The sequence below is a fragment of the Bradyrhizobium sp. CCBAU 25338 genome, from assembly GCF_028128965.1.
Taxonomy (GTDB): Bacteria; Pseudomonadota; Alphaproteobacteria; order Rhizobiales; family Xanthobacteraceae; genus Bradyrhizobium; species Bradyrhizobium liaoningense.
Genome location: NZ_LFKY01000003.1, coordinates 412,027 through 425,639, shown reverse-complemented (window position 1 = coordinate 425,639; position 13,613 = coordinate 412,027). Strand labels below are relative to the sequence as shown.

General features: G+C 65.6%; 17 protein-coding genes and 1 other RNA gene. 11 read left to right on the top strand and 7 right to left on the bottom strand.

Annotated features, from left to right (window positions below; genetic code table 11):
* Window positions 1–41: 41 nt before the first annotated feature.
* The 4 genes from ACM42_RS07275 (at window position 42) to ACM42_RS07260 (ending at window position 2,907) form a co-directional block, all read left to right on the top strand.
* Complete coding sequence (locus tag ACM42_RS07275; RefSeq protein ID WP_271527245.1) at window positions 42–554, top strand: TIGR02281 family clan AA aspartic protease; 513 nt, start codon at window positions 42–44, stop codon at window positions 552–554.
* Between the two features lie 62 nt (window positions 555–616).
* Window positions 617–913: a nucleotidyltransferase family protein gene (locus ACM42_RS07270; protein WP_271527244.1), complete on the top strand. Its 297-nt coding sequence runs from the start codon at window positions 617–619 to the stop codon at window positions 911–913.
* Window positions 903–1,250 (top strand): HepT-like ribonuclease domain-containing protein, encoded by a 348-nt coding sequence (locus ACM42_RS07265; protein ID WP_271527243.1) that lies wholly within the window; start codon window positions 903–905, stop codon window positions 1,248–1,250. Before ACM42_RS07270 ends, ACM42_RS07265 begins: the two co-directional genes overlap by 11 nt.
* A 157-nt stretch (window positions 1,251–1,407) precedes the next feature.
* The gene (locus ACM42_RS07260) at window positions 1,408–2,907 is read left to right on the top strand and encodes a phosphomannomutase/phosphoglucomutase (protein ID WP_271527242.1); all 1,500 of its coding nucleotides are present in this window, start codon (window positions 1,408–1,410) and stop codon (window positions 2,905–2,907) included.
* Window positions 2,908–2,921: 14 nt separating this feature from the next.
* On the opposite strand, the gene ACM42_RS07255 is transcribed toward ACM42_RS07260, so the two are convergent.
* The 3 genes from ACM42_RS07255 to ACM42_RS07245 form a co-directional block, all read right to left on the bottom strand.
* Complete coding sequence (locus ACM42_RS07255; protein ID WP_271527241.1) at window positions 2,922–3,719, bottom strand: sterol desaturase family protein; 798 nt, start codon at window positions 3,717–3,719, stop codon at window positions 2,922–2,924.
* Window positions 3,720–3,769: 50 nt separating this feature from the next.
* Window positions 3,770–4,081: a cysteine rich repeat-containing protein gene (locus tag ACM42_RS07250; RefSeq protein ID WP_271527240.1), complete on the bottom strand. Its 312-nt coding sequence runs from the start codon at window positions 4,079–4,081 to the stop codon at window positions 3,770–3,772.
* A 73-nt stretch (window positions 4,082–4,154) separates the two neighbouring features.
* Window positions 4,155–4,376: a hypothetical protein gene (locus ACM42_RS07245; RefSeq protein ID WP_271527239.1), complete on the bottom strand. Its 222-nt coding sequence runs from the start codon at window positions 4,374–4,376 to the stop codon at window positions 4,155–4,157.
* A 182-nt stretch (window positions 4,377–4,558) separates the two neighbouring features.
* Between ACM42_RS07245 and ACM42_RS07240 the strand changes: the two genes are divergently transcribed.
* Window positions 4,559–5,281 carry a response regulator gene (locus tag ACM42_RS07240; RefSeq protein WP_271527238.1) on the top strand — a complete coding sequence of 241 codons (723 nt, stop codon included), beginning with the start codon at window positions 4,559–4,561 and terminating at the stop codon, window positions 5,279–5,281.
* Window positions 5,281–6,630 (top strand): sensor histidine kinase, encoded by a 1,350-nt coding sequence (locus tag ACM42_RS07235; protein ID WP_271527237.1) that lies wholly within the window; start codon window positions 5,281–5,283, stop codon window positions 6,628–6,630. The genes ACM42_RS07240 and ACM42_RS07235 overlap by 1 nt, the downstream gene beginning before the upstream one ends.
* Before the next feature lie 103 nt (window positions 6,631–6,733).
* Here the strand turns inward: ACM42_RS07235 and ACM42_RS07230 are convergent, their stop codons facing one another.
* From ACM42_RS07230 to ACM42_RS07215, 4 genes are all read right to left on the bottom strand, one after another.
* Entirely contained in the window at window positions 6,734–7,243 is a 510-nt protein-coding gene (locus ACM42_RS07230) for an Lrp/AsnC family transcriptional regulator (RefSeq protein ID WP_131871818.1), read from the bottom strand.
* Window positions 7,244–7,340: 97 nt separating this feature from the next.
* Window positions 7,341–8,258, bottom strand: coding sequence for a sugar kinase (locus ACM42_RS07225; protein WP_271527236.1), 918 nt, complete (start codon window positions 8,256–8,258; stop codon window positions 7,341–7,343).
* Window positions 8,259–8,271: 13 nt separating this feature from the next.
* Entirely contained in the window at window positions 8,272–9,216 is a 945-nt protein-coding gene (gene nudC, locus ACM42_RS07220; protein WP_271527235.1) for an NAD(+) diphosphatase, read from the bottom strand.
* 11 nt (window positions 9,217–9,227) lie between these two features.
* A complete protein-coding gene (locus tag ACM42_RS07215) occupies window positions 9,228–9,647 on the bottom strand; it encodes an HIT domain-containing protein (protein ID WP_199751774.1) in 420 nt (139 codons plus the stop codon).
* A gap of 201 nt (window positions 9,648–9,848) precedes the next feature.
* Between ACM42_RS07215 and ffs the strand changes: the two genes are divergently transcribed.
* From ffs to ACM42_RS07190, 5 genes are all read left to right on the top strand, one after another.
* Window positions 9,849–9,945: signal recognition particle sRNA small type (gene ffs, locus ACM42_RS07210), an RNA gene on the top strand.
* 94 nt (window positions 9,946–10,039) lie between these two features.
* Window positions 10,040–11,881, top strand: coding sequence for a DNA polymerase III subunit gamma/tau (locus ACM42_RS07205; protein ID WP_271527234.1), 1,842 nt, complete (start codon window positions 10,040–10,042; stop codon window positions 11,879–11,881).
* A 23-nt stretch (window positions 11,882–11,904) separates the two neighbouring features.
* A complete protein-coding gene (locus ACM42_RS07200; protein ID WP_028176358.1) occupies window positions 11,905–12,225 on the top strand; it encodes a YbaB/EbfC family nucleoid-associated protein in 321 nt (106 codons plus the stop codon).
* 242 nt (window positions 12,226–12,467) lie between these two features.
* On the top strand, window positions 12,468–13,070 hold the full coding sequence (gene recR, locus ACM42_RS07195; protein ID WP_271527231.1) for a recombination mediator RecR: 603 nt from the start codon (window positions 12,468–12,470) through the stop codon (window positions 13,068–13,070).
* Between the two features lie 27 nt (window positions 13,071–13,097).
* Window positions 13,098–13,532, top strand: coding sequence for a hypothetical protein (locus tag ACM42_RS07190; protein ID WP_271527230.1), 435 nt, complete (start codon window positions 13,098–13,100; stop codon window positions 13,530–13,532).
* The last annotated feature ends 81 nt before the right edge of the window (window positions 13,533–13,613 follow it).

Genomic DNA, 13,613 nt, shown 5'->3' with positions numbered 1-13,613 from the left:
CTGCGTGATGAAATCGAGCTTTCCGGCTCGGAAGTGGTGTGATGCGTAACATTATGATCTTCGCGGCCGTGATGATCGGCCTCGGCACCTTCATGGCCCAGATGGCGGACAAGATGAGCTCCGCCTCCGCCACCTCGGTCCCCCGCACGACGGTGGCCGTTGCCTCCACGGCCCCGGCCGGCGGCCGCAGCCTCGGCATTTCGCGCGACGGCCGCGGTCATTTCCAGACCGAGGGCCGGATCGACGGCCAGCGCATCGGCTTCATGATCGACACCGGCGCCTCCGTCGTTGCGCTGAACGAGACCTCGGCCGCCCGCTTCGGCCTGCGTCCCTCGCGCGGCGAGTACACCGCCACCGTCTCCACGGCCAACGGCACCATCAAGGCCGCGCGCACCCGTATCGCCATGCTCGACGTCGGCGGCCTCATCGTGCGCGACGTCGATGCCATGGTGCTGCCGGATGCGGCGTTGTCGGAGAACCTGCTCGGTCTCTCCTTCCTGTCGCGCCTGAAGCGATTCGAATATTCCAACGGCCAGATGGTGCTGGAGCAGTAGGCTCGCTGTCGCTCCCGAAGGAAGGCCTCCCGCCGGGGCGGGCGGGGTGCTATATTCCATCCATGAACGGCCCCGATGCGATAGCGATTCTGCGACAGTTCGAGCCTGCCCTGCGCCAGCGGGGCGTTGTGCATGCCGCGTTGTTCGGGTCGGTGGCGAGGGGTGAAAATCATTCCGGCAGCGATCTCGATATCATGGTCGAGATCGATCCCGATGCGCGGATCACGGTCTTCGATTATGTCGAGCTCAAGGAGTATATTGCCAGGCTGTTTGACGAGCCCGTTGACGTCATCAACCGCGACGCTCTGAAATCATACGTCGCTCCCGCCGCCACGGCCGACGCAATCTATGCCTTCTGATCGCGTCGGCGGGATTCTCCAGGACATCCTGCATCACCTCGATTTGGCGATCCAGTTCGCCGCAGGCCTTGATCGCAATGCTTTCGCTTCGGACCTGCGGACGGTCTATGCGGTTACACGATGCCTGGAGATTATTTCGGAGGCATCTCGCCGCCTGCCCGATGATGTGAAATCGAGACATCCGACGATAGCCTGGAGGCAGATGGCGGCGGCGGGCAACGTCTATCGACATAATTATGAGGACGTTGCAGCCCATCTCGTCTGGGAGACTGTTCAGCAGGCTCTGCCGCCTCTCAAGGAGGTCCTTGAAGAGGAGCTTGCACGGCCCCAGAGTTAGCTCGTTCTGGTCAGACATCTATATCGCGCCGCGAGCCCTGCTTCGTTACCAATCTGCCGCAATTATCGGCCATAAGCCTTCATTCCCGCCTTTCGTTGCGGCCGGGCATTCGCTAAGGCTGCAGCAAATCCTGCCCCCCTTTCACGAGACCGTCTCAATGTTCCCGAAGCCGAAATCCGTATTGCTGCCCAACACATACGCCTTCGAATCCGAGCCGATGGTGAAGCCGACGGGCTTTCGCGAGTACGACGCGCGCTGGTTGTTCCAGAAGGAAATCAACCTGATGGGTGTGCAGGCGCTCGGCATGGGGCTGGGCGCGCTGATCGCCGAACTCGGCGTCAGGCAGGAGATCGTCACCGGTCATGATTTCCGCGGCTATTCGGCCTCGATCAAATACGCGCTGATCTCCGGCCTGATGGCTGCGGGTTGCAAGGTGCATGACATCGGCCTTGCGGTGACGCCGATGGCCTATTTCGCGCAGTTCGACTTGGACGTGCCCTGCGTCGCCATGGTCACGGCCTCGCACAACGACAATGGCTGGACCGGCGTGAAGATGGGCGCCAACCGCCCGCTGACCTTCGGCCCCGACGAGATGACGCGGTTGAAAGAAATCGTTCTCAATGCCGAGTTCAAGAACAAGGTTGGTGGCTCCTACCAGTTTCACGAGAATTATCCGGCGCGCTACATCGCCGACCTCACCTCCCGACCGAAGCTGACCCGAAAGCTCAAGGTGGTCGCGGCCTGCGGCAACGGCACCGCCGGCGCATTTGCGCCGCAGGTGCTGGAGGCCATCGGCTGCGAGGTGATCCCGCTCGATACCGAGCTCGACCATACCTTCCCGAAATACAATCCGAACCCCGAGGACATGGAGATGCTGCACGCGATCCGCGACGCGGTGCTGCATCACAAGGCCGATGTCGGCCTCGGCTTCGACGGCGATGGCGACCGCTGCGGCGTCGTGGACGACACCGGCGAGGAGATATTCGCCGACAAGGTCGGCGTGATGCTGGCGCGCGACATGTCGGCGATCCACAAGGACGCACAGTTCATCGTCGACGTGAAATCGACCGGCCTCTTCATCACCGATCCCGTGCTGCAGAAGCAGGGCGCGAAGACCGCCTATTGGAAGACCGGCCATTCCTACATGAAGCGCCGCACCAACGAGACGGGCGCGCTCGCGGGGTTCGAGAAGTCCGGCCATTTCTTCTTCAACAAGCCGTATGGACGCGGCTATGACGACGGCCTGGTCTCGGCGATCGCGATCTGCGACATGCTCGACCGCGCGCCCGGCAAGTCGATGGCGGACCTGAAGAACGCGCTGCCGAAGACCTGGTCGTCGCCGACCATGTCGCCGCATTGCGCCGACGAGGTCAAATACGGCGTCATCGACAAGGTCGTGAAGCACTTCGAAGGCTTGCAGGCGAAGGGCGCCAAGATCGGCGGGCAGGCGATCCGCGATCTCGTCACCGTCAACGGTGTCCGCGTCACGGTCGAGGACGGCAGCTGGGGCCTGGTGCGCGCCTCTTCCAACAAGCCCGAGCTCGTCGTCGTGGTCGAGAGCCCGGTCTCCGAGCAGCGCATGCACGACATGTTCGAGATGGTGAACAGCGTGCTGCGCACGCATCCTGAAGTCGGCGAGTACAATCAGAAGATTTGAGCGCCTGCGCGCGCTCAGCCTCCGGGCGGGCCGAACAGGGCGCGGAGCTTCGCGCCCGCACCCCGTGCCTTCCAGGCGTCGCCCAGCATCGCGATCCATTCGCCGAGCGCAATCCGGATCGGGTTGAAGGATTGCACGCCGCCAACGAGGCCGAACCGGAGCGGCTGGTCGGAGGGCCGTTCGGCAAAGGTCCCGAACAGGCGGTCGAACACGATGAGGATGCCGCCGTAGTTCTTGTCGAGGCACGGCTCATTGCAGGCATGGTGCACGCGATGGTGGCTCGGCGTGTTGAGCACCCATTCCAGGACGCCGAGCTTCGGCCCGAACTGGCTGTGGATGAAGAATTGATAGAGCAGGTTGATGCCGAGCATTGCCACGATCGCGAACGGATGAAATCCGATCAGCGCCAGTGGCAGGAAGAACAGGAAGTTGCCCGAGACGTTTCCAGTCCAGCCGAGCCGGATCGCCGCAGTCAAATTCAGTCGCGTCGTCGAGTGATGCACTGCATGCGTCGCCCACATCCAGCGAATGCGATGCGAGGCGCGATGCTGCCAATAATACAGGAACTCGCTGCCCAGGAATAATCCTGCGAGCGCGAGCGGACCGGTCTGCGCGAAGTCGAACAGGCGGTGCTCGTAAAGAAAGGCGAACGGCATCGCGAGCATGCCTGCCTCGACCGCGCGCAGCAGGTTCTGTCCGAGGGCCACGCCGAAAGAGGCAACGCTCTCGCGCCAGTCGTGGGTCTCGCGATGGGCAAGCCGGCCGATGCCGTATTCGAGCAGCATCAGGCCGATCGCCGTCGCCAGGACCACGTACCGGAGCGTTGGGCGAGCAGGAGAGAAGCATAAGCCACGGTGCCCTCCTATTTCGGGGCGACGCCGGTGGTGACGGCGCTGCCCCTTAGCGCCTGCGCACGGGGCAATGCCTGTGCGCAGGACGAGGTGAGCTTGCCGGCATGGGATTGCAGGCAGGTCAGGATGCGTCCGCCGCCCGGCGCGACGTTGCTGCAAAGGCTCTCATGATCGGTGCGGCAGGCCTGCATGACCGTGCGCGCTTCGCTGCGCATCTGCGGCGTGATCTGCGTTTGCAGCTGGCTCTGGGCGGACGCGGAGGTCGAGGCGCCGAGGGCGACGATGGCCGCGGCTTGCGGCAGGACACGGAAGATCGATGGCACGGTACGGATCCTTTCTGGTCTGTTTCGATAGACCGTCGCCGCCCGGGGCAGATGCGGCGACGGTCCGGCCCGCTCAGCGCGAGATCGTGCCGGTGCGGGTGTAGGTGTTGCCGGCGGGACCGGTGCGCGTCACGCTGCGCGTGCAGCTGCCGTAGGCGCAGCTTCCCGTCGCGGTGACGTGGGAAGTGCCGCGCGGCCCGGTCGCCGTCGCCGACCGCGTCCAGGCATTGGCGTCGGCCGCCGCGGCGAGCGACAGGCCGCCGATGACGAGGGAGGCAAGGAAGAACTTGGTCATGGTCGTCGTCTCCTGATGGGGCTGCCGTAAGCGGGAGCCATGGGGAGGAGACTGGTCGGGCCGCGTCTGCGGCGCATTGCCGGGACGAAACGATTGTTATGGCTTTGTCGGCCTCGTGTAACACTATGTAACAGGGGCGCCCGCGCCCTTGCCTGACGCGAGCCATTGCTCACAATGCAGCCATGAGTATGCAAGCAGCCACGATCCTCATGGTGGAGGACGATCCCGAGATCAGCCGCCTCGTTGCCGACTTCATGCGGCGCGAGGGGTTCGAGGTCGCTTGCGTCGCCGACGGCAAGGCGATGGATTCGATGCTCCAGCGCCTGCGGCCCGACCTCGTCATCCTCGATTTGATGCTGCCGGGCGAGGACGGGCTTTCGATCTGCCGCCGCTTGCGCGCCGACGATGCCATCCCGATCCTGATGCTGACCGCCAAGAGCGACGAGATCGATCGCGTGGTCGGCCTCGAGATGGGCGCAGACGATTACCTGACGAAGCCGTTCGGTCCGCGCGAGCTGCTGGCGCGGGTTCGCGCCATCCTGCGCCGTGCCAACGGGGCGCCGGCAAAGCCGCTGGTCCGGCGTTTTGCCTTCGACCGCTTCGTCGTCGATCTCGATGCGCGCAGTGTCGAGACGACCGAGGCCGAGGCGCCGGAGCTGCAATTGACCAGCGCCGAGTTCGACCTGCTCGGTTGCTTCGTGCAGCGGCCGCGAAGGGTGCTCACGCGCGACCAGATCCTCGACTGGACCCGCGGACGTTCGGCCGAGCCGTTCGACCGCACCGTCGACATGCTGATCTCGCGGCTGCGCCGCAAGCTCGACGGTGCAAGTCCCGGCTCCAACCTGATCACGACGGTGCGCAACGGCGGCTATCTGTTCACCGCGACCGTCAAGCAGGTGTCGTGATGCTGCGCGTGACGCTCGCCGCGCGGCTCGCCCTGATCGGACTGGTGGGGATTACCCTGGTGACTACCGTGGTCGTCGCGATCTTCTACCGGACAACCCTCCGCGAAAACGAGCTGACACGGCCTTCGCCAGCGCGTCTTGATGCGCTGGCCACGCTCCTGGAGCGAACGGACGCCGGTTCACGGCAGGCCGTGCTCGATGCGGTGTCTTCGCCGCAGTTCACCGTGCGCATCGTGCCGTCGGGCGCGCCGGTCGGCGGCGAGACGCCGCCAGAGCAGCAGGAACTGCGCGAGACCTATGCGGCCGGCCTTGCGGGCCGCCCCGTTGAGATCGTGCCGCCGTCCGATCATCGGGGCAGCCGGGTGTTTCCCCGCCTCGCGCGGCTGATGGCCAATGCGATCGAATTCCGCATCGGCCTGCGCAGCGGCGAGTTGCTGGTCATCGACGCCTATACCCGCCTGCCGGTGACCCCGTTCGGCCTGCCCGTCGGCTTCGGCGCGGGCCTGTTCGGCTCGATCGTGGCGCTCCTGGCGCTGCTGGTCATGCAGCGCGAGACGCGGCCGCTGGCGCGGCTCGCTGCCGCCGTCGATCGCGTTGACCTGTCGGCCGATCCGCCGCCGCTGCCGGATGCGCGACGCAGCGCGCCGGAGATCCGCGCGGTCATCGCCGCGTTCAACCGCTTGCAGGGGCGGCTTGCCGAGATGCTGCGTGCGCGCATGACGCTGGTTGGCGGCATCGCCCACGACGTCAGGACTTTTGCGACACGGCTGCGGCTGCGCGTCGAGCACATTCCCGACGATGCCGAGCGGCAGCGGGCGGTCGCCGATATCGACGACATGATCCGCCTGCTCGATGACGCGCTGCTGTCAACGCGGGCGGGTGCCGGCGGACTGTCACAGGAGATGGTCGAGCTCGCCGCGCTGGTAGCCGTCGAAGTGAACGACCGGCGTCTTCAGGGCTCAGCGGTCGATCTGGTCACGGACGAGCGTGCGCGCAACGTCGTCGTCCTCGGCGACCGGCTCGCCCTGCGACGGGTCTTCGCCAACATCATCGACAACGCGCTCGCCTATGGCCATGCCGCGCATGTGCGCACGGCCCTGAAGGACGGTGCCGTCGTCGTGTCGATCGGCGACGAGGGACCCGGGATTCCCGCCGATCAGCGTCAGACCGTGCTCGAGCCGTTCCACCGGCTGGAGAAGTCGCGCAATCGCGCAACCGGCGGCGCCGGACTTGGTCTCGCCGTTGTCCGCAGCCTGGTCGAGGCCCATGGCGGGACGATCGCGATCGGCGCGCCCCCGGACGGAGGCACGCGCGTCAGCGTCACCCTGCCGGTGTTTCAGCCAGTCTAGAGCGTTCTCGAGCGAAGTGGTTACCGGCTCGCGTCAAGAAAACGCGTCAGAACAAGAATCTGGAGCTCCGGTTCTGACGAGATCAGGACCGGAGGTCCAGGCGTCAGGCCGTCACCACCGCGGGAATCGGCAACGCGGTAACGGACTTGATCTTCTCCATCGCGAAGCGCGAGGTGACGTTCTTCAGCGGCACCGCGCTGATCAGCTTCTTGTAGAACACGTCATAGGCCTGCATGTCCGCGACCACGACGCGCAGCATGTAGTCGACGTCGCCGGCCATGCGATAGAACTCCATTACCTCCGGCATGGCGCTGACGGCTTCGGCGAACCGCTTCAGCCAGGCGTCCGAGTGATCGGCGCTCTCCACCGACACGAACACGGAAATGCCGAGCCCGATCTTGTTCTGGTCGACCAGCGCCACGCGCTTGATGATCACGCCGTCGGCCTCCAGGCGCTGGATGCGCTTCCAGCAGGGGGTCGAGGACAGGCCGACGCGGTCGCCGATCTCGGCGACCGAGAGGGAGGCGTCCTCCTGAAGGACCATCAGGATCTTGCGGTCGATGGCATCGAGGCGGCGGCTGGTCTCGGGAACCTGAGCGGCGACATCAGTCATTTGAAGAACTTTGTTTCATTTAAGGGGCTGATTTCCCTGATATAGAGAAGATCCTTCCACGGCAAGCCTATAATCTTCGCGGAGCAGTGGAGCTGCTCTAGGGCCGGTCCCGTAAAAAGTCTTCAACTTCAATGCGTTGTGGGGCGGCAAGGCCGCCGCCATGGCGGGTGCATTTCAGTGCTGCGGCGGCCGCAGCGAATCGCAGCGCCTCGCGCGCCCCCTCGCCCTCGGCGAGGCGAAGCGTGAAGGCACCATGGAAGACATCGCCGGCGCCAAGCGTATCGACCGCCTGGACCGGGAAGGCCGGAGTTTCTTCCAGCTGGCCCTTTTCGTTCAGCCAGGTCGTGCCATGCGGGCCGTTCGTGGCCGCGATGAAGGCCGGCGTCAGCCCGGCCAGAAGCTTCAGTGCCTCGCCGTCGCCGGCGATATCGGCCGTCTCCTGCAGCTGCGCGCTGGCGAACAGCAGATGCGAGGCGGCGGTGAGCAGGCCATCCTGCAACGACATCGCGCGATCGACGCCGACGATGACGGGAATGCCGCGCTGCCGTGCCTCGACGCAGAGGGAGGTTGCGAACGCAGCACAGCGGCTCTCGACGAGGACCGCCCGGCAGTCGGCGAGCAATTCGTCGGCGTCGGGCAGCTTCGTGCGCCACAGGCCGGGGTCGCGATAGATGGTGAGTGTCCGCTCGCCCGAGGGCTCGATCATGATCGCCGAGATCGGCGTGGTCAGGCCCGGCATGCGCACGATGTGCGTGATGTCGATGCCCTCCTGCGCCATCCGTTGAAGGATGAAGCCGCTTGACGTCTCGCCGGCATCGCCCATCGGCCCCGTGAACGCGACCCGGCCGCCGAGCCGCGCGATGGCGATCGCCGCATTGAGCGCGTTGCCGCCACAGATCTCTGCGAGATCGCCGGCGTTGGCCTTGCTGCCGCGTTCGGGCACGGCCTCGACACGAAAGATCAGGTCCCGCACCGGCATGCCGATGCAGAGGATGCGCGGCGCGATCCCGGCCATCGATGGTCTCAGCTCAGGCGCTGCTCTTGTCGTGCACCCAGCGGCCGAGCAGATGATGAGCGATCGCGAAGGGATGTGGGCCGGCGAGCCCGTCGGGATGCGTCCGAGTCAGCATCAGGGCCGCCTCCTCGCGCGTGAACCAGCGCGCGTCTTCCAGCTCCATGCGATCGACGACGATGTCCTCGTTCAGCGCCCGTGCGCTGCAGCCGATCATCAGCGATGACGGATAGGGCCAGGGCTGGGTCATGTAATATTGCACGTCGGTGCAGCGAATGCCGGACTCTTCCAGGATCTCGCGGCGCACCGCGTCCTCGATGGTCTCGGCCGCCTCGACGAAGCCGGCGAGGCAGGAATACATGCCGGGCGGAAACTGCTTCTGGCGGCCGAGCAGGCACTTGTCGCCGGAGGCGACCAGCATGATCACGACCGGGTCGGTGCGCGGAAAATGCTCGGCCTTGCAGGCCGGGCAATCGCGCTTCCAGCCGCCTTCCTTCATCGCGGTACGCGTGCCGCAATTGGCGCAATAGCCGTGGCGCTGATGCCAGCTCACCATCGACTTCGCCATCGCGATCGCCGACAGCTCCTGTGGCGGAAGCGCCCCCTGCATCGCCATGCCGCGCAGCTCGGTTATGGTGTGGTCGTCCCGGCCGATCAGCTTCTCGGCGGCGGCCTGCGATAGTCCCATCCCGAACACGGCCGCGCCATCGCGCAGGCCCAAGAAGATCGTGCCAGGATTGGCGCCGCACTTCAGCGCCTCCTCGATCGAGAGCAGCGCGCGCACCTTCTCGCCCTCGCGCTTCACCAGCAGCGAGTCGCGATAGACCACATAGGCGCGCGATGACGGCTTCTGCTCCAGCGCGAACAGCTTTTCGTCGTCGCGGCGCAGATGCGCGGCGCGGTCGAGGATGTTGGTGACGAAGGCCGGCTGCCCAAGAGGAAACGCGTCGAATGCTGACATTTCTCGTTCTTTCAACCCAACCAGATCTTGCGGCGAAGCGCGCTGATGAAATTCTGCACTTCAGTGGCATCGTGCGCCAGCGGCTGCATGACGCCCCACACCGGCCGCGGCCAGGCCGCGTCACTGGTCCGGCGCGCGATGATGTGAACGTGCAGCTGCGGCACGAGGTTGCCCAGCGCGGCGATATTGAGCTTGTCGCATCTGGTGATCTCCTTCAGCGCACGCGAGACGCGGGAGATCTCCGTCATCAGCTGCGCCTGCTGCACCTCGTCGAGATCGATGATCTCGACCGCGTCGGGCCGTCGCGGCACCAGCAGCAGCCAGGGATAGTGCGCGTCCTTGATGACCAGCACCTTCGACAGCGGCAGATCGCCGATGTCGATGGTATCCTCTTTCAGGCGGGAGTGCAGCGACCAGGCGGGTTCGGGCATGAAGACCTTCTCGTGATGATTCCTACCGTCGCAGACAGCACGGCCCCGGACAATAACCGTGATACGCCGTTGCATCGGGGCGGGCATGCCAATCCGGCCGGGCTGGCCGCGATCGGCCAGGCCGCCCGTCTGTCCGGCGCCTTGGGGAACAGCCATACAGCCCGCTTGCTTTCCGCTCCCTTTGGCCCCAAATAGGGACCGGGAGATTGGCGGTGGACGAGCCACTCGCCAACCGGGTCAGGTCCGGAAGGAAGCAGCCCTAACGAGGTCCGGATCGGGTCGCTCGTCAGTCTCCTACCTGTTTTTTCGAGCGAATTGCGCCGGCGGTCGTCCCGCCAGCGCGCTCCTTTCCGCAAGAGCCGGCCGAGAGAGATTTCATTGCGGATCGACCGATGACCGACGCCGGCGCCCCTCCTAATCCCGATAGCGCCAGCCAGGCTGGCTTTGCCCTCGGTGCCCAGCCGGGCACACCCTATCGGGTGCTGGCGCGCAAGTACCGCCCTTCCTCTTTTGACGACCTGATCGGCCAGGAGGCGGTGGTCCGCACCGTCTCCAATGCGTTCGAGACCGGGCGCATTCCGCAGGCCTGGATCCTCACCGGCGTCCGCGGTGTCGGTAAGACCACCACCGCGCGCATCCTCGCCCGCGCGCTCAACTACGAGATGCCTGATGGTTCGGTGAAGGGCCCGACCATCCACATGCCGACCTTGGGCGTGCACTGCCAGGCGATCATGGAAAGCCGTCACATGGACGTGCTGGAGATGGACGCCGCCTCGCACACCGGCGTCGACGACGTCCGGCAGATTAATGACAGCGTGCGCTATGCCCCCGCCAGCGCCCGCTACAAGGTCTACATCATCGACGAAGTCCACATGCTGTCGACGGCGGCCTTCAACGCCTTCCTGAAGACGCTGGAGGAGCCGCCGGAGCACGCCAAGTTCGTGTTCGCGACCACGGAAATCCGCAAGGTTCCGGTCACAGTGCTGTCGCGCTGCCAGCGCTTCGACCTGCGCCGGGTCGAGGCGGACGTGCTGATGAAGCACCTTGCCAACATCGCGGCCAAGGAAAACGTCGAGATCGAGCCGGAGGCGCTCGGCATCATCGCGCGCGCCGCCGAAGGCTCGGTGCGTGATTCGCTGTCGCTGCTCGACCAGGCGATCGCGCATGCGGCAGGGCAGGTGAAGGCCGACGCGGTCAGGCAGATGCTGGGCCTCGCCGACCGCACCCGCGTCATCGATCTCTTCGATTCGCTGGTGCGCGGCGACATCGCCGCCGCTTTCAGGGAGTTCCGCGAGCAGTACGACGTCGGCGCCGATCCCATCGTCGTGCTCTCGGACCTCGCCGAGTTCGTCAATTTCGTCACCCGCGTGAAGATCGTGCCGGCGACCGCCGACAACGTCGCCTATGGCGAGACCGAGCGGGTCCGCGCGCGGGACTTCGCCGCGAAGATCTCGATGCGCGTGCTGTCGCGGATGTGGCAGATGCTGCTCAAGGGCATCACCGAGGTGCAGGGTGCGACGCGTCCTGCGGCCGCCGCCGAGATGGTGCTGGTCCGCATCGCCTATGTCGCCGACCTGCCGACGCCGGACGAAGCGATCAGGATGCTGGAGCAGAACGGCGGCGGCTCACCGGTCTTGAGCGGCGGCAGTGCGGCGCGCAGCGCGCCTTCGGCGCCAATTGCGTCCGCGGCTCCTGTTCGCATGCCAACCTCCTCGCCCTCTTCGTTCGGCGGTGGCGCGGCCCGGCCGCAGATGGCGGCCCCCGCGCCGGATCCGCAAGCCGCGGCACCGCAGCTGCGTGTCACCAGCTTCAACCAGCTCGTCGCGCTCGCCGGGCAGAAGCGCGACATCATGACCAAGAGCGCGCTCGAAGGCGACATGCGCCTCGTCCGTTTCGAGGAGGGCCGGCTGGAAGTCGCGCTCGAGCCCAACGCCTCCAAGACCATGATCTCCGAGCTCGCGAAGAAGTTCGAGCTGTGGACCGGCCGCCGCTGGACCGTGATCGTCTCCAACGAGCAGGGCCAGCCGACGCTGCGCTCGGTAAACCAAGCGGCCAAGCAGCAGCATGCCCGTACCGCGGAAGCCGATCCGCGCGTGCAGGAGGTGCTGTCGCGCTTTCCCGGAGCAAAGGTCGTCGAGGTCCGCAGGCTTGCCCCCGAGGCGCCGGAAACCAATATTAACGCCGACTATGGCAGTGACGATCCGCCCGACGGTTCCGACGGCGACGATCTCTGAGCCTCTTTCAAGGACACGCACCAATGGCTGATTTTCTCGGCATGATGAAGCAGGCGGCGCAGCTGCAATCCAAGATGCAGGAGATGCAGGAGCAGCTCGCCAACGTCGAGGTCGAAGGCATCTCCGGCGGCGGGCTCGTCGCCGTGCGCATGACCGCGAAGATGGACGTCAAGGGCATCAAGATCGATCCCTCGCTGATGAAGGCGGAAGAGCGCGAGGTGCTGGAAGACCTGCTCGTCACCGCGCTCAGTGATGCCCGCCGCAAGGCCGAGACCGCCATGCAGGAGAAGATGCAGGCCCTCACCGGCGGGCTCGGCCTGCCGCCGGGGTTGTTCGGCCAGTAACAGGATTTTCTCGTTGTTGGAATTCGTTCGCGGTTTCGTCCCACCTCTCCCCAACGGGGAGAGGTCGATTTGCTCCTGGCGATGCGAAGCATCGTCCGGTGCAAATCGGGTGAGGGGGCTCACGTCCCGTGATGGTGCGGAACCCCTCACCCGCGCCTTCGGCGCGACCTCTCCCTTTGGGAGAGGTTTGCCGCCGTCGTTGCCGCGGCGAGGCAACCCTATTTCGGCATGGCTTGGAGCAGATGGGCGCGGTTGCAGGTCCTGAAATCGAGCGGCTGGTCCAGCTGCTCGCACGGCTGCCGGGCCTCGGTCCGCGCTCTGCGCGGCGCGCTGCGCTGCATCTGATCAAGAAGCGCGAAGCGCTGATGATGCCGCTGTCTTCCGCCCTCCAGGTCGCGCTTGACAAGGTCCAGGTCTGCAAGACCTGCGGCAACATCGACACGCAAAATCCCTGCACGGTCTGCACCGATCCGAAGCGCGATCCCTCCATCATCGTCGTCGTCGCCGACGTCGCCGACCTCTGGGCGCTGGAGCGGGCCAATGCCACCCAGGGGCGCTATCATGTGCTGGGCGCGACATTGTCGCCGCTCGACGGCGTCGGCCCGCAGGACCTCACCATCGACGCATTGGTGGCGCGCGCGCATGATTCGCAGGTGCACGAGATCATCCTGGCGCTGAACGCGACCGTGGACGGCCAGACCACGGCGCACTACATCACCGACCTGCTTCAGGACGCCAATGTGAAGGTGACGCGGCTCGCCCATGGAGTTCCTGTCGGCGGCGAGCTTGATTATCTCGATGAAGGTACGCTATCGGCTGCGATGCGGCAGCGCACCCTGTTCTAGCCATCCAGACTTTACGGAACGGACGACATGACGAAACTTTTCGCCACACGACTGGCTTTGGTCGCGATGATGACGATGCTGGTGAGCCCGGCCATCTCCGCGCAGCAGGGCGACGAGACGCCGCCGCCGTCCAAGCCCGGCAAGCCGATCAACACCGGCGACGTGCTCTCAGGCGAACTGAACGCGATGAAGGTCCGCGACGTCAAGAACGGCAAGCGCGTCGCGACCTACCAGATCACCTCCGAGCCGCGCCGCCTGCCGCCGCCGAACGGGCTGTGCAATCTCGAGACCGGCCCGGAGACCTTCCAGCTCGTCACCTCCACCGATGCGCAGGCTGCACAGCTGAAATCGTTCGTCGGCAAGGAGATCTCGGTCAAGGTCGACGAGATCGCCTGCGCCAGCGACGCCGGCCAGATGAGCGAGGCCGTGATCACGAAGTGGAGCTTGATCAGGAAGCAGTAGAGGACGGAAGCTCTCTCCGTCGTCATTGCGAGGAGCCCTTGCGACGAAGCAATCCAGACTGCCCCTGCGGTGACAGTCTGG

Bases quoted from the DNA above. Each gene is read 5' to 3' on its own strand.
- ACM42_RS07275 (WP_271527245.1), top strand. From the start codon at position 42: ATGCGTAACATTATGATCTTCGCGGCCGTGATGATCGGCCTCGGCACC.
- ACM42_RS07270 (WP_271527244.1), top strand. From the start codon at position 617: ATGAACGGCCCCGATGCGATAGCGATTCTGCGACAGTTCGAGCCTGCC.
- ACM42_RS07265 (WP_271527243.1), top strand. From the start codon at position 903: ATGCCTTCTGATCGCGTCGGCGGGATTCTCCAGGACATCCTGCATCAC.
- ACM42_RS07260 (WP_271527242.1), top strand. From the start codon at position 1,408: ATGTTCCCGAAGCCGAAATCCGTATTGCTGCCCAACACATACGCCTTC.
- ACM42_RS07245 (WP_271527239.1), bottom strand. From the start codon at position 4,376: ATGACCAAGTTCTTCCTTGCCTCCCTCGTCATCGGCGGCCTGTCGCTC.
- ACM42_RS07240 (WP_271527238.1), top strand. From the start codon at position 4,559: ATGAGTATGCAAGCAGCCACGATCCTCATGGTGGAGGACGATCCCGAG.
- ACM42_RS07235 (WP_271527237.1), top strand. From the start codon at position 5,281: ATGCTGCGCGTGACGCTCGCCGCGCGGCTCGCCCTGATCGGACTGGTG.
- ACM42_RS07230 (WP_131871818.1), bottom strand. From the start codon at position 7,243: ATGACTGATGTCGCCGCTCAGGTTCCCGAGACCAGCCGCCGCCTCGAT.
- ACM42_RS07225 (WP_271527236.1), bottom strand. From the start codon at position 8,258: ATGGCCGGGATCGCGCCGCGCATCCTCTGCATCGGCATGCCGGTGCGG.
- nudC (WP_271527235.1), bottom strand. From the start codon at position 9,216: ATGTCAGCATTCGACGCGTTTCCTCTTGGGCAGCCGGCCTTCGTCACC.
- ACM42_RS07215 (WP_199751774.1), bottom strand. From the start codon at position 9,647: ATGCCCGAACCCGCCTGGTCGCTGCACTCCCGCCTGAAAGAGGATACC.
- ACM42_RS07205 (WP_271527234.1), top strand. From the start codon at position 10,040: ATGACCGACGCCGGCGCCCCTCCTAATCCCGATAGCGCCAGCCAGGCT.
- ACM42_RS07200 (WP_028176358.1), top strand. From the start codon at position 11,905: ATGGCTGATTTTCTCGGCATGATGAAGCAGGCGGCGCAGCTGCAATCC.
- recR (WP_271527231.1), top strand. From the start codon at position 12,468: ATGGGCGCGGTTGCAGGTCCTGAAATCGAGCGGCTGGTCCAGCTGCTC.
- ACM42_RS07190 (WP_271527230.1), top strand. From the start codon at position 13,098: ATGACGAAACTTTTCGCCACACGACTGGCTTTGGTCGCGATGATGACG.